Source organism: Mumia sp. zg.B53, assembly GCF_019550935.1.
Taxonomy (GTDB): Bacteria; Actinomycetota; Actinomycetes; order Propionibacteriales; family Nocardioidaceae; genus Mumia.
Genome location: NZ_JAHWCK010000002.1, coordinates 325,333 through 341,478 on the forward strand (window position 1 = coordinate 325,333; position 16,146 = coordinate 341,478).

Below are 16,146 nucleotides of genomic sequence, written 5' to 3' on the forward strand. Positions count from 1 at the left end.
CGTCCGAAGAATCCTGACGTAGTCGCCGAGGGAGGAGGGCACACATGCCGGTCTGGTTGTGGGTGCTCGACTCCCTCGGCGTGCTTCTGGGCCTGGCGGTCCTGGCCGTGCTGGCGCTCGCCGGGCGGCGTCGGGTGCTGGCCCGCGGTGGCAGCACCTTCGACCTGAGCGTCAACCGTCGTCCGGAGTCCACTCGTGACGAGGGCGACCCGCGTGGCTGGACCCTCGGGATCGGCCGCTACAACGACAGCTATCTCGAGTGGTTCCGGACGTTCTCGTTCTCACCACGCCCGGTCCTGCGCTTCGAGCGCGGGCACGTGGAGGTCGAGCGCCGCCGCCGGCCGGTGGGCTCGGAGACCTACGCGCTGCACGCCGGCAACACGATCGTCGAGTGCATGCTCGACGGGGGCGTCCCGATCCAGCTCGCACTGAGCCCGCAGGCCCTGACCGGGCTGCTCGCGTGGCTCGAGTCCTCGCCCCCCGGGCGCGAGGTCAACAACGTCATCTGACCGCGGGTCACTCTCTGCCGCTCGCGGGTCACTCTCTGGCGTCCGCGGGTCGGTCAGCGCTCGCCGCCGGGCACCCAGAGCACGTCGCCGGCCTCGCGGTTGGCGTAGCGGGCGAGGATGAACAACAGGTCCGACAGCCGGTTGAGGTACTTCGCGGTAAGGACGTTCATCGTCTCGCCGTGCTCCCCGATCGCCGCCCAGGCACTGCGCTCGGAGCGGCGGCACACCGTACGGGCGATATGGAGGACCGACGCCGCCGGGGTGCCCCCGGGGAGAATGAAGGAGCGGAGCGACTCGATCTGCTCGTTGTAGTGGTCGCACCAGCCCTCCAGCCGGTCCACGTAGTCCGGCTCGACCCGAAGCTGCGGGTACTCCGGATTCTCGACCACCGGGGCACCGAGGTCCGCGCCGACGTCGAACAGATCGTTCTGCACCCGTGCGAGCACCGCGTCGACGTCGCCGTCGAGCGTCCCGAGCGAGCGAGCGAAGCCCAGCTGGCTGTTGAGCTCGTCGGTGTCGGCGTACGCGATCAGGCGCAGGTCGAGCTTGGAGGTCTTGCTCATGTCGACGAGCCGTGTCGTCCCGTCATCGCCGGTGCGGGTGTAGATGCGGGTGAGGTTGACCATGGCGACACCCTATGTCGGCGCCGTGACCCGCGAGCGAAAGAGGGTGACCCGCGGCCGCCAGAGGGTGACCCGCGAGCGAAAGAGGGTGACCCGCGGCCGCCAGAGGGTGACCCGCGAGCGAAAGAGGGGGTCACGGGCGCTGGGGACGCTGACCCTCCGCGATCCAGGCCCGGGCTACGTCGGCCTGGGTCTTCCAGGCGAGCACCAGCCAGCCCCGTATCTCGTCGTGGGCGACGTTCGCGCGGACGCCACGGGCGCGCAGCCGTTGCGCCGTGACGTCGGCGCCATGCTGGTCCTTGCAGCGTGCCACGGGCACGAGCATCCCGTACGAGGGGAGGCGGATGCGCTTGCCGGGCGAGTGCGCCCACCTCAGGATCAGCGCCAGGCCGCCGATGGCGAGCAGAGTGAACAGCGGGACGAAGAGATAGTCCACCACCGAGCCGCTGTTGGTCATGTCTTCAGTGTGCACCTCTTGGCGGAGGATGTGACCCACGTGACTCCGCTCACGTGGGTGTTACTCGTCGGTCACGAGGAACTAACCTAAGCCGCATGGCCGACTCGACCCACCGTGATCGCCCCTGGGTGATGCGCACGTACGCCGGACACTCCTCGGCGACGGACTCCAACGCGCTCTATCGACGCAACCTCGCCAAGGGGCAGACCGGTTTGTCGGTCGCCTTCGACCTCCCGACCCAGACGGGCTACGACCCCGACCACGAGCTGAGCCGGGGAGAGGTGGGCAAGGTCGGCGTGCCGATCCCCGACCTCGGCGAGATGCGCCGTCTCTTCGACGGGATCCCGTTGAAGACGATGAACACCTCGATGACGATCAACGCGACGGCGATGTGGCTGCTCGCGATGTATCAGGTCGTCGCCGAGGAGCAGGCGCACGATGCCGGCGAGGACCCGCAGGAGTGGGTCGGGCAGCTCGCCGGGACCACGCAGAACGACATCATCAAGGAGTACCTGTCGCGCGGGACGTACGTCTTCCCGCCGGAGGCGTCGATCCGGCTGACGACCGACATGATCGCCTACACGGTCGTCACCATGCCGAAGTGGAACCCGCTCAACATCTGCAGCTACCACCTGCAGGAGGCCGGCGCTACCCCGGTGCAGGAGCTCGCGTACGCCCTGTCGACCGCGATCGCCGTGCTGGATGCCGTCCGCGACGCCGGTCAGGTGCCACCGGAGGAGTTCGAGAAGGTCGTCGGTCGGATCTCGTTCTTCGTCAACGCCGGGGTGCGGTTCGTCGAGGAGACGTGCAAGATGCGCGCCTTCGGCCGGCTGTGGGACGAGATCACCCGCGAGCGGTACGGCGTCCAGGACCCGAAGATGCGCCGGTTCCGCTACGGCGTCCAGGTCAACTCCCTCGGGCTCACTGAGGCGCAGCCCGAGAACAACGTGCAGCGCATCGTGCTGGAGATGCTCGGGGTGAGCCTGAGCAAGGACGCCCGTGCGCGCGCGATCCAGCTCCCTGCGTGGAACGAGGCCCTCGGTCTCCCGCGCCCGTGGGACCAGCAGTGGTCGCTGCGACTCCAGCAGGTGCTCGCCTACGAGTCCGACCTCCTCGAGTACGACGACATCTTCGAGGGCAGTCATGTGATCGAGGCGAAGGTCGCCGAGCTGGTCGCTGGCGCCAAGGAGGAGATCGATCGCGTCCAGGCCATGGGCGGCGCGGTGGCGGCGGTCGAGTCGGGCTACATGAAGCAGGCGCTGGTCGCCTCGCACGCGGCGAGGCGCGCCAAGATCGAGGCCGGCGACCAGCTCGTGGTGGGGGTCAACGCCTGGAAGGAGACCGAGGAGTCGCCGCTGACGGCCGACCTCGACGCCGCGATCCAGACCGCTGACCCGCTCGCCGAGGCGAGCGCGATCGAGCGCGTCGCCGCGTGGCGTGGCCAGCGCGACGAGTCGGAGGTCGCCGAGGCTCTCGAGCGGCTCCGTGCCGACGCCAAGACCGACGCCAACCTCATGGACGCGACGCTGGTCTGCGCGCGTGCCGGAGTGACGACGGGTGAGTGGGCCGGCGCTCTGCGGGAGGTCTTCGGTGAGTTCCGTGCACCGACCGGAGTGACGGGAGTGGTGGGCATGAGCGAGGGCGGATCCGAGCTCACCGCCGTGCGCGAGCGAGTGCGGGCGACGGGCCAGGAGCTCGGCGGACGTCTTCGCCTGCTGGTCGGCAAGCCCGGGCTCGACGGGCACTCCAACGGGGCCGAGCAGATCGCCGTGCGCGCGCGTGACGCCGGTTTCGAGGTCGTCTACCAGGGGATCCGGCTGACGCCGTCCCAGATCGTCGCCGCCGCGGTGGACGAGGACGTCGACTGCATCGGGCTCTCGATCCTCTCCGGGTCGCACATGGAGCTCGTGCCGGATGTGCTCGAGCAGCTCCGCGCGGCCGGCGTCGGTGACGTGCCGGTCGTCGTCGGCGGCATCATCCCCGAGTCGGACGCACGCCGGCTGCGCGAGGCCGGTGTTGCCGCGGTGTACACGCCGAAGGACTACGGGATGACGCAGATCATGGACGACATCGTCGACGTCATCCGGCGCGCGAACGATCTCGACTGACGCCGCCTGCACCTGCGCCTCCGAAGGCTAGCCAGTCCTTGCTGGATGCCCGCTCCCGCTCGCACTAGCGTCGGGGGTGAGGCAGACGACAGAGGGTCGGAGGCCGCAGCGAGGAGTGCAGTCATGGCATCGGAGAAGTTCGCGGCGTTGCTCAACGAGCAGGTCGGTCACGAGTTCGCGGCGCATCAGCAGTACGTGGCGATCGCCTGCTACTACGACGGGCTCACCATGCCCCGCATGGCGTCGCTGTTCTTCCAGCAGGCCGTCGAGGAGCGCGACCACGCGATGATGATGGTGCAGTACCTGCTCGACGCGGACGCCCCCGTACGCATCCCGGGCGTCGCCGATCCCACCAACGACTTCGCCGATGTCGTCGCGCCGGTGGCGCTGGCGCTGGCCCAGGAGAAGCGGGTCACCGAGCAGATCAACGAGCTGACCCGGGTGGCGCGAGACGAGAACGACTTCGCCTCGGACCAGTTCATGCAGTGGTTCATCAAGGAGCAGGTGGAGGAGAACTCCAAGATGAGCGACCTTCTCGCGGTCGTCACGCGCTCCTCTGAGGACCTCGAGGCCATCGAGCACTGGGTGGCGCGCGAGGAGAAGCCGGAGGCGGCCGATCCCACGGCCCCACCGGTCGCCGGAGCCTGACGCCGGGGGTGGGCGCGTGCGTGTGCTGGTCGTGGGAGCCGGGGTCACGGGGCTGACCTGCGCCGTGGTGGCGGCCGAGCGTGGCCACCAGGTCGACGTGCTCGCACGCGACCTGCCGCAGGAGACCACGTCCGCGATCGCCGCCGCCTGCTGGCACCCCCCTCTCGTGCACCCGGCCGACCGCGTGCTCGAGTGGTCGCGACGGACGTACGAGGTGATGGCGGCGCTCCCCGGTTCGTCAGGGGTGAGGAGACGGCGGTCGACCGAGCTCGTCGCCGATCCCGCCTCTCGCCCTTGGTGGGCCGACGCGGTCCCCTCGCTCCACACGCTCGCCGAGGTGCCGGAGGGCTTCGGCGCGGGGTGGGCGTTCGACGGTCTCGTGGCCCACATGCCGACCTATCTCGACTACCTCGTACGCCGGCTCGCCGAGAACGGTGGCACGCTGACGCGGATGGCGCTGCCCGCGCTGCCACGTGGGGCCGACGTGGTCGTGAACGCCTCCGGCCTCGGGAGTCGCCTCCTCGCCGCGGACCCGACGACCGTGCCGATCCGTGGTCACGTCGTACGCCTGGCGCCGGTGCCGGGCGTCGACGACGTGCTCCTCGCCGACGGACCCAGCGGTCTGACGTACGTCGTCCCTCGCGGCGAGGACGTCGTCGTGGGCGGCACGAGCGAGCTCGACGTGTGGGACCTCGCACCGCGCGACGCGGACACTGCCGCCATCCTCGCGCGGGCCGGCGCGCTGGTGCCGCAGCTCCAGGGTGCCCCGGTGCTGGGCGTACGGGTCGGGTTGAGGCCGGCACGGCCGAGCGTGCGTGTGGAGCGGGAGGAGCGCGATGGGGCGAGCCCGGTCGTCCACTGCTATGGCCACGGCGGCGCCGGGGTGACGCTGTCGTGGGGCTGCGCGCGGGAGGTCGTCGACCTGGCGGAGTCCGCAGGCTGATCGGCGCGTACGGATCAGCCTGCGGTGAGCTCCTTGACGGGCTCGTCGTCGATCTCGGTCTGGGGCACCCCGCCGTGCGGGGCGTCGGTGGCCGACGCCGGGACCGGGAGGTGCGCGCCCGGGCGTAACTGGTCGTCGGCGCGTCGCGTCGTGCGGTGGGACAGGCTGGGCGCGCGCTCCTCGATGCGGGTCCACTCGTGACGGATCTCGGCCAGGCGGTCGTCGGTGATCCGCTCGGAGAGGATGGCCTGCTCGAGCTGGCGTCGCAGATCGCCGTACTCGGCGGCGGCGCGCTGGTGCGCGGCGATGACGTCGGCGTCGTCGGCCACGGCGTGCAGCAGGGCGGTCGCGGCGGCGAGGGCGGCCAGCGTGCCGGCGCTGACCTGCAGCCAGGTGCGGCTCGTCCCCAGGGCGGCGGTGAACGCGGCTGCGGCGGCCAGTACGGCGACCAGCACGGTCACCAGCGCGAGGGCGCGGTGGCGTCGTCGAACCGCCTTCGCGGCAATCCGGTGGGCCTCGTGGCCGAGCCGGATGCTGCCGAGCCACTGGATGACGGTCGGCTCGTCGCCGCGGTAGGTCCACACGTCGAGCGATGCTAGCGATCCTCCCCACCCGTCGAAGGAGATTGCTGACACCCACCCTTCGGCCGGTAGCCCGAGCGTCTGCGGAGAGCGGACAAGCGTTGCATGTGGGTAAAGCATCGGCGTAAGCCGGATTACATGATTACGCAGCAGCAGGTGGATGAGATTCGTGGATGGTTCGCCGGGAGGCTTCCCGACGGCCTGTTCGAGAGGCTCGTCGGTGTGACCGTGGATCGCGAGGAGATCGTCGTCATCGGCGAGATTCCGGGCCCGGCGCTGGACGCCGGCGCCTCGGACGCGGAGCGCCGTGGGGCCGTGGAAGGCCGTGTCCGGGAGTTCAGGGAGCGTACTCGCGCCGACCGCATGGAGATCGCCCGGGAGGCTCAGCACCGTTTCGACCGGACCGTCTCGTGGGGCGTCGAGTGCGACGGCACCCGCGCGCTCTACACGCACCTCGCCTCGCCCGTGATGACGCGACTTCGCCAGCCCGAGCGGCAGGTCCTCGATACGTTGATCGCGGGCGGGGTCGCACGCAGCAGGAGCGAGGCCCTCGCCTGGTGCGTGCGTCTGGTCGAGAAGCACGCCGACACGTGGCTCGACGAGCTCCGGGAGTCGCTCGAGAACGTGCAGCGGGTACGGCAGCAAGGCCCCGACGCCGGTCCCGGCAACGACGGCTGAGCCGCGACCCAGCGCGCAGCCGTAGCCGTAGCCGTAGCCGTCTGCACGGATCAGTCGACGGCGCCGCGCAACAGCCGTTCGGGGGCGGCGCCGAAGGCGACCATCACCACGCGTTCGACCTCGGTCGTCGCCTCGCGCAGCGAGGAGACCGCGACCTCCACCGCGTCGTCGAGCGGCCAGCCGTACGCGCCGGCCGAGATGAGCGGGAAGGCGACGACTCGCGCCTCGAGCTCGTCGGCGACCGCGAGGCTTCTCGTATAGGCCGACCGCAGCAGCGGCGTACGGTCCTGCTCGCGCGACCACACCGGGCCCACCGTGTGGATCACCCACCGCGCAGGAAGCTGTCCGCCGGTCGTGGACACAGCCTCCCCGGTCGGGAGCCCGTCAGGATGCGTGGTTGCGCGAAGCTCACGGCAGGCCTGGAGGATCTCCGGCCCGCCGGCCCGGTGGATCGCGCCGTCGACGCCTCCACCCCCGAGCAGCGAGCTGTTGGCCGCGTTGACGATCGCGTCGGCGCGCACGGTCGTGATGTCGCCCTGGACGACCTCGATCCGGATCATGTCTCCTGCTTACCGGATCGAGGCTCCTGAGACACGTCCTCGAACCAGACCGGGTCCTAAAAGAGGCGAAGCGACGGGTCGTCGATCCCGCGCAGGGCGTCGTAGTCGACGACCCGGCACTCGATCCCTCGGTCGAGGGCGAGCGTTCGGGCCTGTGGCTTGATCTCCTGCGCCGCGAAGATCCCACGGACGGGCGCGAGGCGAGGATCGCGGTTCATCAGCTCGAGATAACGGGTGAGCTGCTCGACGCCGTCGATCTCGCCGCGCCGCTTGACCTCGACCGCGACCGACGCGCCGCCGGGGTCCCTGCACAGAAGGTCGACGGGACCGATTGCCGTCATGTACTCCCGGCGTACGAGGGACATCCCGTCACCGAGGGTGGTGGGGTGCTCGGCCAGCAGCTCTTGGAGGTGCTTCTCCACGCCGTCCTTCTGGAGACCGGGGTCGACACCGAGGTCGTGGCTGGAGTCGTGGAGCATCTCCTCGATGAGGATGCGGAGGGTGTCGTCGGACTTGGTTGCCGACACGGTCCACTCGATCGCACCGTCCTCGGTCTTACCTTCGCGCAGTGCGGCGGGCGGACTCATCCAGTTGAGGGGCTTGTAGGCCCGGTCGTCGGAGTGGATCGAGACCGAGCCGTCCGACTTCACCAGGATGAGCCGTGTGGCCATCGGGAGATGGGCGGTGAGACGCCCGGCGTAGTCGACCTGGCAGCGGGCAATGACGAGTCGCACCCGGACAACCTACAGGGGCCGGCGGAGCCTGGACGTCAGCGGACGCGGACGAGGACCGTCCCCTTGATCGTCAAGGTCTTGGCGCGCAGCCTGCCGCGCGTGGTGATGCCGTCGCCGCCCTTGAGGACGACCCGCTTGCCCTTGAGGCGCCACGTGCCGGAGCGGATGTTCTTGACTCCGGCGAAGTCGTCGACGAAGCGACCGCTCTTCTTGATCCGCAGGACCCACTGGAGATCACGGTTGCGCCAGACTCCGACCGGCCCGCGACCCGCTTTGGCCGCGGAGAGCTCGTCGGCGCTGGGAGTCGAGGGAGCGCTGGCCGTCGGCGACGGTGCTGGCGTGGTGGCCGTGGTCGGCGTGGGCGTGCTGCTGGAAGCGGTCGCGGTCGTCTCGGTGGCCGGCGGCGCGGGCGAGGTGGCGGTCGGCTCCGGCGACGCGGAGGTTTGATCGGCCGACCCGCTGGTGGTATCGCCGTCGCCACAGCCGGCGAGCGCGAGGAGAAGGGCGAGGGCGATGGCGGGGGCGCGGCGGGGAGGTTCGTCGAGGCGGCGCATCAGGCCATGCTAGGGGCAGGGACGTGCTCCGGCCCGGAACTCCACAGGCCAGGCGTGACCTGAGTCACGGCGCGGAGATGCCCATGCCTGCCAGACTCCGGACGACCGGTAGTAACCTGCCAGTAACTTACGTCCCAGAGCATCAGGAGCCTCCCGTGGCGCGCGAGATCAACACTGTCGGAGTCGTCGGCCTGGGCACCATGGGTGCCGGCATCGCGGAGGTTCTCGCCCGCAACGGCATCACCGTGCTCGGGATCGACCGGGACGAGGAAGCGCTCGCGCACGGGCGCTCGACCATCGAGCACTCGACGCAACGTGCCGCCGAGCGCGGCAAGCTCGAGACGGCCGAGCGCGACGCACTCCTGGGCCGCATCTCCTACGCCACCGATCTCACGGCGCTCGCCGAGGCCGACCTCGTGGTCGAGGCGGTCGTCGAGCAGCTCGACGTCAAGATCGACGTCTTCCAGCAGCTCGACAAGATCGTGCGCGACGACGCCATCCTCGCCTCCAACACGTCCGCGCTGTCGGTGACCGAGATCGCGTCGAGCACCAAGCTCCCGAGCCGCGTCGTCGGTCTCCACTTCTTCAACCCCGCGCCGGTCCAGGACTTCGTCGAGGTCGTCCGCACCGTGGTGTCCGCCCCGGACGTCGTCGAGGACGCGGTCGCGCTCGCGCAGCGCCTGGGCAAGAGCCCGGTGACGGTCGGCGACAAGGCGGGCTTCATCGCCAACGCGCTGCTGTTCGCCTACCTCAACCACGCCGCCTCCATGTACGAGGCGCAGTACGCCACGCGCGAGGACATCGATGCGGCCATGCGCCTCGGCTGCGGCTACCCGATGGGGCCGCTCGCGCTGCTCGACCTCATCGGGCTCGACACCGCGTACGAGATCCTCGAGACGATGTACCTCCAGGACCGCAAGCGTGTCCACGCTCCCGCCCCCATCCTCAAGCAGATGGTCACGGCCGGACTGCTCGGCCGGAAGTCGGGCCGTGGCTTCTACACCTACGCCGAGCCGTACTCCTCCGAGGTCGTCGCGGACGCCACGACGCCGTCGTCGGACGCTGCGCCGCAGCTGCGGCGCGAGATCGGCCTGGTCGGCGTCGTCGGCACCGGCACCATGGCGTCGGGGATCGTCCAGGTCTTCGCGAAGGCCGGGTACGACGTGGTCTACGTCGGCCGTACGACCGAGAAGGTCGACGGCGTCCGCGCTGCGATCGCGAAGTCGATGGACAAGGCGATCTCCCGCGGACGGGCGAGCGAGGACCAGAAGGCCGAGATCCTCGCCCGGCTCACCGGCAGCACCGAGCGGGAGGCGCTGGCCGACGTCGACATCGTCGTCGAGGCGATCGCCGAGGACCTCGACGTCAAGCTCGAGCTCTTCCGCGACCTGGACCGCATCTGCAAGCCGGGCGCGATCCTCGCCACGACCACCTCGTCGCTCCCCGTCATCGCCTGCGCGTCGGCGACCGACCGTCCGCAGGACGTCATCGGGATGCACTTCTTCAACCCCGCGCCGGTGATGAAGCTGGTCGAGGTCGTGTCCACGGTCGCGACCGCCGACGACGTCACCGAGACGGTCACCGCGCTCTGTGCGAACGTCGGCAAGCACGCCGTCTCGTGCGGCGACCGTGCGGGCTTCATCGTCAACGCGCTGCTCTTCCCGTACCTCAACGATGCGGTCAAGATGCTCGAGGCGCACTACGCGACCGCCGACGACATCGACGTCGCGATGAAGCTCGGCTGCCGCCTGCCGATGGGACCGTTCGAGCTGCTCGACGTGGTCGGCAACGACGTGTCGCTGGCGATCGAGCAGACGCTCTTCCGGGAGTTCCGCGAGCCGGCCTGGGCGCCGGCGCCGCTGCTCGAGCACCTCGTGACGGCCGGATACCTGGGTCGCAAGACGGGACGCGGGTTCCGCGAGTACGCCCGTCGCTGACCCGTACGGGCCGGCCGTCCCCGTGCGGCCGGCCCGTACCCTGGGCTCATGTCGCGCCGCCGCCGTACGCCTCGTGGTCCTCGCGGTGCAGCCCCGCCTCTGAACGGAGGCAACCAGCGTGTCGAGGAGCGTACGGACGGTGACTGGGTGGTCCGGTCCATCACCGGCTCGTCGTCGACCAAGACCTACGTCTGCCCCGGTTGCTCGCAGCAGATCCGGCCCGCCACGCCGCACGTGGTCGTCTGGCCGCTCGAGCCGGGTCTGTTGAGCGCGTCGGGCATCGAGGAGCGGCGTCACTGGCACACGCCCTGCTGGCAGCGCCGCCGTTGACCGGTGGCAGGCCCAGCGCGCCCGCCGAGTCGGGCGGCACCGACGCGGTGAGCCAGCTCGAGCGCCTCGCCGCCCTGCAGCAGCAGGGCCGGCTGGCGCCTGAGGAGTTCGCAGCGCAGAAGGCCAGGATCCTCAACGGCTGAACGCTCGAACCTCCCGGTGCCGGGCCGGGAGCGAATCACCCCACGGGAGTGATGCTGTCCCGCCGGTGCGCCGACAGGCTGAGGTCATGCGGCGGGGTGGCCGCCGCCTCACGAAGGAGACACGTATGTCCACCCGCAACGCGGCAAGCAACCCATGGGCACAGGGCATCACGATCTTCGCGGCGTCGATGCTCGCGATCGTCGGTTTCGTCCAGATTTTCCAGGGCATCGCTGCCATCGCCAAGGACGACGTGCTCGTCCGCACCCAGGACTACGTCTACGCGTTCAACACGACCACGTGGGGCTGGATCCACCTGGTGCTCGGCGTGCTGCTGATCGTGATCGCGTTCGCGATCATGTCGGGCAACGCGTTCGCGCGGGGCGCGGGTATCGGCATCGCGATCCTCTCGATCATCGCCAACTTCCTGTGGCTGCCCTACTACCCGATCTGGGCCGTCGTGATCATCGCTTTCGACGTCGTGGTGATCTGGGCACTGACGGCCTACTCAACAGACTTCGAGAGCTGACGGAGCCCGCCATGACGAGCGCCTCGCCCAGTCGCCCCACCTCCTTCGAGATCGTGGTGCGGGGACATCTGAGCGAGGCGCTCGTCGCTGTGCTGGCGGCCCTGCGGCTGCGCGTCGAGACCGAGGGGCCGGTGTCGCTCCGCGGCACGTTCCGCGACCGGGCCGAGCTGATGGGGGCGCTCCAGGCGCTGGAAGAGCTGGGCGTCGAGCTCCTCGAGGTCACCCCGTCGGTGGAGACGGCGGGGGAGGCGGACGCGAGCTGACAGGGTCGGTGACTACAGGGGCAGCGGTGCGGGGTCCGGCCACCACCTCGACGACGACGATCCCGAGGACGGCAAGAACGACGATGAGCAGCGCGCTTCCGCCGGTCGGGTGGTCGAGCATGACGTACCAGAGGACCGCGATGCCGACCACGGCGCCGCGGACGCCGTTGCGGTAGGTGGCGACGAACGTCGACACCGGGCCGCGCCGGATCCCGCTGCGCTCGCGCAGGCGGGCGGCGAGCCCGGCAGCGCCGGTCCGGATCGCTGCCCCAGGGCCGGCACGCGCGAGCAGGAACGCCGTGACCGCGACCGCGAGGGCGACGACGAGGACCGCCCGCAACGCGGTGCGGATGAAGCCGATGAGCTGGTCGTAGACCACCGCAGCCGCCTCGGCGGGTAGGACGTCGTCCGGGACCGCGTCGAGGTAGAGCGGACGCACGAGGTTGAGCACGAGGCCGAGCAGGACCATCGAGACGGCGACCGCGAGTGCCGCCGCGAGCAGCGCGCGCCGTCGGTCGCGCGCGACGAGGACCGCGGTGGCCAGCAGGACGAGGCCGAGGACGGGGAGCACACGTGCGGACGTCTCCAGCCAGCTGAACCACGTCTGGGCCTGGCCGATGTCGTCGGACGCGAAGAGGACGAAGGTCGCGTCGACCTCCGGGATGCGCTCGGCAAGGGCGAACCCGCGGTCGACGAGGAGCTGTTTCGCCGTCTCGACGATCGACCCGATGTTCACGCTGACCTCACCATCCTGGATCGCGATCCGGTCCGTGCCCTTCCCGGTGAGGACGGCGACGGCGCTTTCGTGCGCCGTGCGGTTGGCGGTGACCCACGCCTCCTCGAAGGCGTCCGACTGGACCACTCGCTCGACCGTGTCGCGGACGAACCGCTCGACGGCGTCGGACAACGGGACGGCGAGCGCCGGAAGGAGCGGAGCGGCGCGCGTCGGGATGAAGCTCTGCTGGGAGAGCGCCGAGAGCGCGTCGGAGGTCACGTCCTCGATCCTGAGATTGGTGACGATCACCGTGGTCACGGCGTCGGCGATCGCTCCCTGGATCGCCGGTTCGGCGGCGAGCGGGGCGACGGTCTCGACGTAGCGGTCGCTGTCCCCGGTCTCGTCGTGAGCCCAGGTGGCGACCACCGACAGGGGAGCGGTGAGAGCACCGAGGACGACCAGCACGGTCACCAGCGGGGTGCGCCACCAGCCGGCGCGTCCGTGGTCGGCCTCACGCTCGTCGGTGCCGGGCGGCGACGCGCTCAGGCGCGCGCGGAGCTCGTCGACCTCGGCGCGCAGGCGCGCCACCTCCTCGTCCGGCGCACTCATGACGGGCTCCCCTCGGTGGTGGTGGGCGCGTCGCCTCGTGGCGGCGCCGGCGGTGGCTCGAGCGGGAGGGGGCGGTCGTTGGACAGCAGGCGTCCGATCATCCGCGGTCCGGACTGACGTCGACGAGCACGGCTTTCACCACGTCGACCAGGCTGCTCACGTCGATCGACGTCAGCACGCTCTGGACCTGCGTGCTCCCGATGCCCAGCTCCTCGAGGCGGTCTCCCACGTCGGAGAGCCACACGGGAACCCCTCGCCGAACGGCCAGGTCGCAGAGTGGTTGCACGGCGACGACCGCCCCGGCACAGGTCAGGACGATCAGTGGCTCGCGGGGGAGCGCAAGCCTGGGAGGGCTGTCTGACTGCTCGGGCACGTTCCCGACGCTAGGACAGCAGTGCTGCGCAGCGGCTCACCCCGGCGGAGTGAGATCACGGTCGGTCACGGGAGCTGTCGGACGGAGACCAGCGCGAGGCCGAGGTCGTCGAGGGCGAAGAGCAGAGCGTTGAGCTGGGCCAGGTCGGCGAAGTCGCCCCGCAGCACCAGGTGCTCGCCGCGCACCGCGATCTCGAGTCCGCGACGCCCGAGCTCCGCCACGACCCTCTCGGACGCCCCGCCCTCGACGACCACCTCGTACGACGACGCGAATCCGTCCCGGGCCATGGCGTCAGTCTGCGGGGCACGAGGTGGTGACGGTTCACCCCTGGCGGGCGAGATGTTCCCACTCACAGCAGTCCGGACTCCTGTGCCTTCAGGACCGCCTCGCGTCGCGACTCCACCCCGAGCTTGTGGTAGATCGCGCGCAGGTGCGTCTTGAGAGTGTTGCGCGAGATGAACAGGGCCTCGCACAGGTCGGACTGGTCCATCGCCGTCGGCAGGTACTGCAGGATCTCGTCCTCGCGGGAGGAGAGGGCGACCACCAGGCCGAGGCTGTTCCGAGGGCGCTCGTCGCGCAGCTCGACGAGCAGCCGAGCCACCAGCGGGCCGTTCGTGCCGCGGCGGGCGCGCTCGGCGGTCAGCATCTCGATAGCGGAGGTGCCGAGCTCGCGCCACGGGCGTCGCCACCCGTGCCTCTCGGTGCTCACGAGCGCACGTCGGAAGAACGCCGTGCCCCGGGCAGAGGGGCCCTGGGCGAGCTCGATGACGGCAGCCGTCGCGGCGATCCTGACCGCCAGGTCCTCCGGCACCGCCGTCTCGTCGTCGAGGATCGCCTCGAGCTCCTCCGGCGCGGCCTCGCGGTGGCGCCGCTGCAGCACGGACGTCGCTGCGATCCACAGGTCGTACGGCGTGCGGTCCAGCACCGAGCAGTGCTCGGCTGCTCGGTCGACGGCGGCCGTCGCCGCGGCCGCGTCGCCCTGAGCCAGCAGCCTGGTGACCCCGGCGAGCGCCGTGTGCCGCGCCACCAGCCAGGTCGACTCGTCCGGAAGCTGTCCGAGGAGCACGTCCCGCGGCGGGGGACCGCCGGCCGCGCGTGAGGCGACGGTGCGGCGGAAGGCCTCCAGGAACCGGGCCGGGAGAAGGCCGAGGGGTTGGTGGGACGAGGGCGCGTCGTGGTGCGTTGGCACCGTCGCGCCTCCGCGCTCCATCGCGAGCCACTCGTCGACGACCGCCGTCGCGCCCGGCACCGTATCGTCGGCGGCCGCGCGGAGGAGGGCGATCGATGCGTCGGCGGCAGCGGGATCTCCCCTGCCGACGGCAGACCACATCCGTACCTCCGCCTCTCGAGCCTCCGAGAGGGAAAGCTCGCCACGACTGACGTGGCGAGCGGTCGCCAGATGGCCCGCGGCGCCACCGGTGTCTCCGCGGAGCGTCATCAGCAGGCCGTAGGTCGAGGCCCACGTGGCCTGCAGCGCCGCGGCCGGGGAGTGCGGCGACGAGCCGCCCTCGGAGAGGCGAGGCTGGGGACTGCCGAGAGCAGCCGCGGCGTCGGTGACGTGGCCGTCGATCAGTGCCAGGCGCGCCAGGCACAGGCGCCGCAACACCTCCAGGCGCTCGGAGGTGATGCTCCGGCCGACCGCGCCCCTGCCCTCGCCCAGCTTCTGACGGCTCAGGAGCACGTCGTCGGCGCGCAGCGCCTGCACGGCCGCGAGCACGCGCAGCCGGTCGTCTGCGAGGACCTCGACCTCCGGAACGGCGTCGATGACCTGGTCGCACGACGTCCAGTCGCCGTCACCGAGAGCCGTGCACGCGAGCGCCACCGCGCAGTCGACGGCGATGTCCCAGGAGCGAGCATGCAGGGCGTGCGCGGCCGCCGCACGAGCGTCACCTCGCGCCGCGGACCACCGGGCGGCTACGTCGTGGAGACCGGGGAGCCGGCCCGGCGACTGCCGCTCCACCTCGCTGAGAAGCAGCTGCCGGAGGAGCTGGTGATAGCGGAAAAGACCGGTCTCGCCGTCGACCGAGACGAAGCCCACGCGGTGCGTCACCTCGTCGAGCACCGCCGCCGCATCCTCTCGTCCGGACAGACGGGCGGCGAGGTCGGTGTCGAACCGCACCGGTACGGCGGTGGTCCGCAGGAAGTCGACCAGCGAAGGGTCGAGGGTGTCGAGCACGTGCGCGAGGAGATAGCTGCCTGTCGGCGAATAGGCGCCGGTCGGGGTGGGGGCGACCGGATCCTGGGTGGCGCAGAGACGGACACCGGCGGGCCAGCCATCGGTCTGGTCGTGCAGCGCCTGGGCCTGCTCGTGGTCGAGCCGACGCCCTGAGCGGCTGGCGACGCGGGCCACCTCGCCGACCGTGAAGGCGAGCTCGCCGGCCCGGACCTCCGAGACACGCCCCGCCAGACGAGCAGGATGGAGGGCGACCAGAGGGTCGAGGCGTGCCACCAGCACCAGGGGCGCCGCCACCCGTGCCGCCTCGCACGCGCGGGTGAACGACGGGCCCCACCCCGCAAGGTGGGCGTCGTCGATGACGACAGGGCGCCCGCGGTGGAGCTCCCTGGTCGCCGTCTCCCAGGGCCGGGTGCCGCTGCCGTCGAGCCACGCGGCGTCCGGCGCGTGCTCGTCCGCCCACTGGCGCAGCAGGGTCGTCTTCCCGTACCCCGTCGGTGCGGCGACGAGCGTCACCGGTCGCCGCGTCGCGCGATCGAGTGTGGCGAGCAGTCGGCGACGGACGATGACCCCCTCGTCGACGAACACCTGCTGGTGCGCCTCCAACGCCATGCCCGCCCCCTGGTGCCGAGCGGCTGCACCCCCGTGCGCGCTGGCACCTCGGAGGCTAGCTGCACCGGA

General features: G+C 70.9%; 20 protein-coding genes. 10 read left to right on the forward strand and 10 right to left on the reverse strand.

Translation table 11 applies throughout. The annotated features are described in order from the left end of the window. Positions 1-44 precede the first annotated feature (44 nt). A complete protein-coding gene (locus tag KV102_RS12645) occupies positions 45-509 on the forward strand; it encodes a DUF2550 domain-containing protein (protein ID WP_220344067.1) in 465 nt (154 codons plus the stop codon). Between the two features lie 53 nt (positions 510-562). Here KV102_RS12645 and KV102_RS12650 read toward each other — a convergent pair whose 3' ends face one another. After that, positions 563-1,135 (reverse strand): cob(I)yrinic acid a,c-diamide adenosyltransferase, encoded by a 573-nt coding sequence (locus KV102_RS12650; protein ID WP_220346500.1) that lies wholly within the window; start codon positions 1,133-1,135, stop codon positions 563-565. 130 nt (positions 1,136-1,265) lie between these two features. Continuing rightward, the gene (locus KV102_RS12655; RefSeq protein ID WP_220344069.1) at positions 1,266-1,589 is read right to left on the reverse strand and encodes a hypothetical protein; all 324 of its coding nucleotides are present in this window, start codon (positions 1,587-1,589) and stop codon (positions 1,266-1,268) included. Positions 1,590-1,684: 95 nt separating this feature from the next. On the opposite strand from KV102_RS12655, the gene KV102_RS12660 reads away from it, so the two are divergent. The 3 genes from KV102_RS12660 to KV102_RS12670 all read left to right on the forward strand — a co-directional run bounded on the left by KV102_RS12660 (position 1,685) and on the right by KV102_RS12670 (position 5,288). Next, positions 1,685-3,697 (forward strand): protein meaA, encoded by a 2,013-nt coding sequence (locus KV102_RS12660; RefSeq protein WP_220344070.1) that lies wholly within the window; start codon positions 1,685-1,687, stop codon positions 3,695-3,697. Between the two features lie 123 nt (positions 3,698-3,820). Then, positions 3,821-4,345 carry a ferritin gene (locus tag KV102_RS12665; RefSeq protein ID WP_220344071.1) on the forward strand — a complete coding sequence of 175 codons (525 nt, stop codon included), beginning with the start codon at positions 3,821-3,823 and terminating at the stop codon, positions 4,343-4,345. Between the two features lie 16 nt (positions 4,346-4,361). Next, complete coding sequence (locus KV102_RS12670) at positions 4,362-5,288, forward strand: FAD-dependent oxidoreductase (protein ID WP_220346501.1); 927 nt, start codon at positions 4,362-4,364, stop codon at positions 5,286-5,288. Positions 5,289-5,302: 14 nt separating this feature from the next. Here the strand turns inward: KV102_RS12670 and KV102_RS12675 are convergent, their stop codons facing one another. Next, positions 5,303-5,872 (reverse strand): SLATT domain-containing protein, encoded by a 570-nt coding sequence (locus KV102_RS12675; RefSeq protein WP_220346502.1) that lies wholly within the window; start codon positions 5,870-5,872, stop codon positions 5,303-5,305. 153 nt (positions 5,873-6,025) lie between these two features. Between KV102_RS12675 and KV102_RS12680 the strand changes: the two genes are divergently transcribed. After that, positions 6,026-6,547 carry a hypothetical protein gene (locus KV102_RS12680; RefSeq protein WP_301022350.1) on the forward strand — a complete coding sequence of 174 codons (522 nt, stop codon included), beginning with the start codon at positions 6,026-6,028 and terminating at the stop codon, positions 6,545-6,547. A 50-nt stretch (positions 6,548-6,597) separates the two neighbouring features. Here KV102_RS12680 and KV102_RS12685 read toward each other — a convergent pair whose 3' ends face one another. From KV102_RS12685 to KV102_RS12695, 3 genes are read right to left on the reverse strand one after another with little or no spacing between them, the layout of a single operon-like run. Further along, on the reverse strand, positions 6,598-7,107 hold the full coding sequence (locus KV102_RS12685) for an O-acetyl-ADP-ribose deacetylase (RefSeq protein ID WP_220344075.1): 510 nt from the start codon (positions 7,105-7,107) through the stop codon (positions 6,598-6,600). A 56-nt stretch (positions 7,108-7,163) separates the two neighbouring features. Beyond that, the gene (gene nucS, locus KV102_RS12690) at positions 7,164-7,841 is read right to left on the reverse strand and encodes an endonuclease NucS (protein ID WP_220344076.1); all 678 of its coding nucleotides are present in this window, start codon (positions 7,839-7,841) and stop codon (positions 7,164-7,166) included. A 35-nt stretch (positions 7,842-7,876) separates the two neighbouring features. After that, entirely contained in the window at positions 7,877-8,395 is a 519-nt protein-coding gene (locus KV102_RS12695; protein WP_220344077.1) for a hypothetical protein, read from the reverse strand. Positions 8,396-8,550: 155 nt separating this feature from the next. Here KV102_RS12695 and KV102_RS12700 point away from each other — a divergent pair, with 155 nt between their 5' ends. The 5 genes from KV102_RS12700 to KV102_RS12720 all read left to right on the forward strand — a co-directional run bounded on the left by KV102_RS12700 (position 8,551) and on the right by KV102_RS12720 (position 11,595). Beyond that, positions 8,551-10,332 carry a 3-hydroxyacyl-CoA dehydrogenase family protein gene (locus KV102_RS12700; RefSeq protein WP_301022349.1) on the forward strand — a complete coding sequence of 594 codons (1,782 nt, stop codon included), beginning with the start codon at positions 8,551-8,553 and terminating at the stop codon, positions 10,330-10,332. 48 nt (positions 10,333-10,380) lie between these two features. Next, positions 10,381-10,662, forward strand: coding sequence for a hypothetical protein (locus KV102_RS19210; protein ID WP_255559418.1), 282 nt, complete (start codon positions 10,381-10,383; stop codon positions 10,660-10,662). Further along, positions 10,659-10,805 (forward strand): SHOCT domain-containing protein, encoded by a 147-nt coding sequence (locus tag KV102_RS12710; RefSeq protein ID WP_220346504.1) that lies wholly within the window; start codon positions 10,659-10,661, stop codon positions 10,803-10,805. Before KV102_RS19210 ends, KV102_RS12710 begins: the two co-directional genes overlap by 4 nt. Before the next feature lie 125 nt (positions 10,806-10,930). Continuing rightward, positions 10,931-11,332, forward strand: a complete 402-nt coding sequence (locus KV102_RS12715; RefSeq protein ID WP_220346505.1) for a hypothetical protein — start codon at positions 10,931-10,933, stop codon at positions 11,330-11,332. Between the two features lie 11 nt (positions 11,333-11,343). Further along, on the forward strand, positions 11,344-11,595 hold the full coding sequence (locus tag KV102_RS12720) for a hypothetical protein (RefSeq protein WP_220346506.1): 252 nt from the start codon (positions 11,344-11,346) through the stop codon (positions 11,593-11,595). On the opposite strand, the gene KV102_RS12725 is transcribed toward KV102_RS12720, so the two are convergent. The 4 genes from KV102_RS12725 to KV102_RS12740 form a co-directional block, all read right to left on the reverse strand. Further along, entirely contained in the window at positions 11,552-12,919 is a 1,368-nt protein-coding gene (locus KV102_RS12725) for a hypothetical protein (RefSeq protein WP_220346507.1), read from the reverse strand. The two genes, KV102_RS12720 and KV102_RS12725, sit on opposite strands and share 44 nt — an antisense overlap. Before the next feature lie 97 nt (positions 12,920-13,016). Beyond that, a complete protein-coding gene (locus tag KV102_RS12730; RefSeq protein ID WP_220346508.1) occupies positions 13,017-13,292 on the reverse strand; it encodes a hypothetical protein in 276 nt (91 codons plus the stop codon). 65 nt (positions 13,293-13,357) lie between these two features. Then, positions 13,358-13,579: a hypothetical protein gene (locus KV102_RS12735; protein WP_220344083.1), complete on the reverse strand. Its 222-nt coding sequence runs from the start codon at positions 13,577-13,579 to the stop codon at positions 13,358-13,360. 62 nt (positions 13,580-13,641) lie between these two features. Further along, on the reverse strand, positions 13,642-16,077 hold the full coding sequence (locus KV102_RS12740) for a LuxR C-terminal-related transcriptional regulator (RefSeq protein WP_220346509.1): 2,436 nt from the start codon (positions 16,075-16,077) through the stop codon (positions 13,642-13,644). Positions 16,078-16,146: the final 69 nt, after the last annotated feature.

Excerpts from the sequence above, each read along its gene's own strand:
- KV102_RS12655 (WP_220344069.1), bottom strand. The coding sequence starts at position 1,589 with ATGACCAACAGCGGCTCGGTGGTGGACTATCTCTTCGTCCCGCTGTTC.
- KV102_RS12660 (WP_220344070.1), top strand. The coding sequence starts at position 1,685 with ATGGCCGACTCGACCCACCGTGATCGCCCCTGGGTGATGCGCACGTAC.
- KV102_RS12665 (WP_220344071.1), top strand. The coding sequence starts at position 3,821 with ATGGCATCGGAGAAGTTCGCGGCGTTGCTCAACGAGCAGGTCGGTCAC.
- KV102_RS12715 (WP_220346505.1), top strand. The coding sequence starts at position 10,931 with ATGTCCACCCGCAACGCGGCAAGCAACCCATGGGCACAGGGCATCACG.
- KV102_RS12740 (WP_220346509.1), bottom strand. The coding sequence starts at position 16,077 with ATGGCGTTGGAGGCGCACCAGCAGGTGTTCGTCGACGAGGGGGTCATC.
- KV102_RS12735 (WP_220344083.1), bottom strand. The coding sequence starts at position 13,579 with ATGGCCCGGGACGGATTCGCGTCGTCGTACGAGGTGGTCGTCGAGGGC.
- KV102_RS12720 (WP_220346506.1), top strand. The coding sequence starts at position 11,344 with ATGACGAGCGCCTCGCCCAGTCGCCCCACCTCCTTCGAGATCGTGGTG.
- KV102_RS12685 (WP_220344075.1), bottom strand. The coding sequence starts at position 7,107 with ATGATCCGGATCGAGGTCGTCCAGGGCGACATCACGACCGTGCGCGCC.
- KV102_RS12645 (WP_220344067.1), top strand. The coding sequence starts at position 45 with ATGCCGGTCTGGTTGTGGGTGCTCGACTCCCTCGGCGTGCTTCTGGGC.
- KV102_RS12650 (WP_220346500.1), bottom strand. The coding sequence starts at position 1,135 with ATGGTCAACCTCACCCGCATCTACACCCGCACCGGCGATGACGGGACG.
- KV102_RS19210 (WP_255559418.1), top strand. The coding sequence starts at position 10,381 with ATGTCGCGCCGCCGCCGTACGCCTCGTGGTCCTCGCGGTGCAGCCCCG.
- KV102_RS12695 (WP_220344077.1), bottom strand. The coding sequence starts at position 8,395 with ATGCGCCGCCTCGACGAACCTCCCCGCCGCGCCCCCGCCATCGCCCTC.
- KV102_RS12725 (WP_220346507.1), bottom strand. The coding sequence starts at position 12,919 with ATGAGTGCGCCGGACGAGGAGGTGGCGCGCCTGCGCGCCGAGGTCGAC.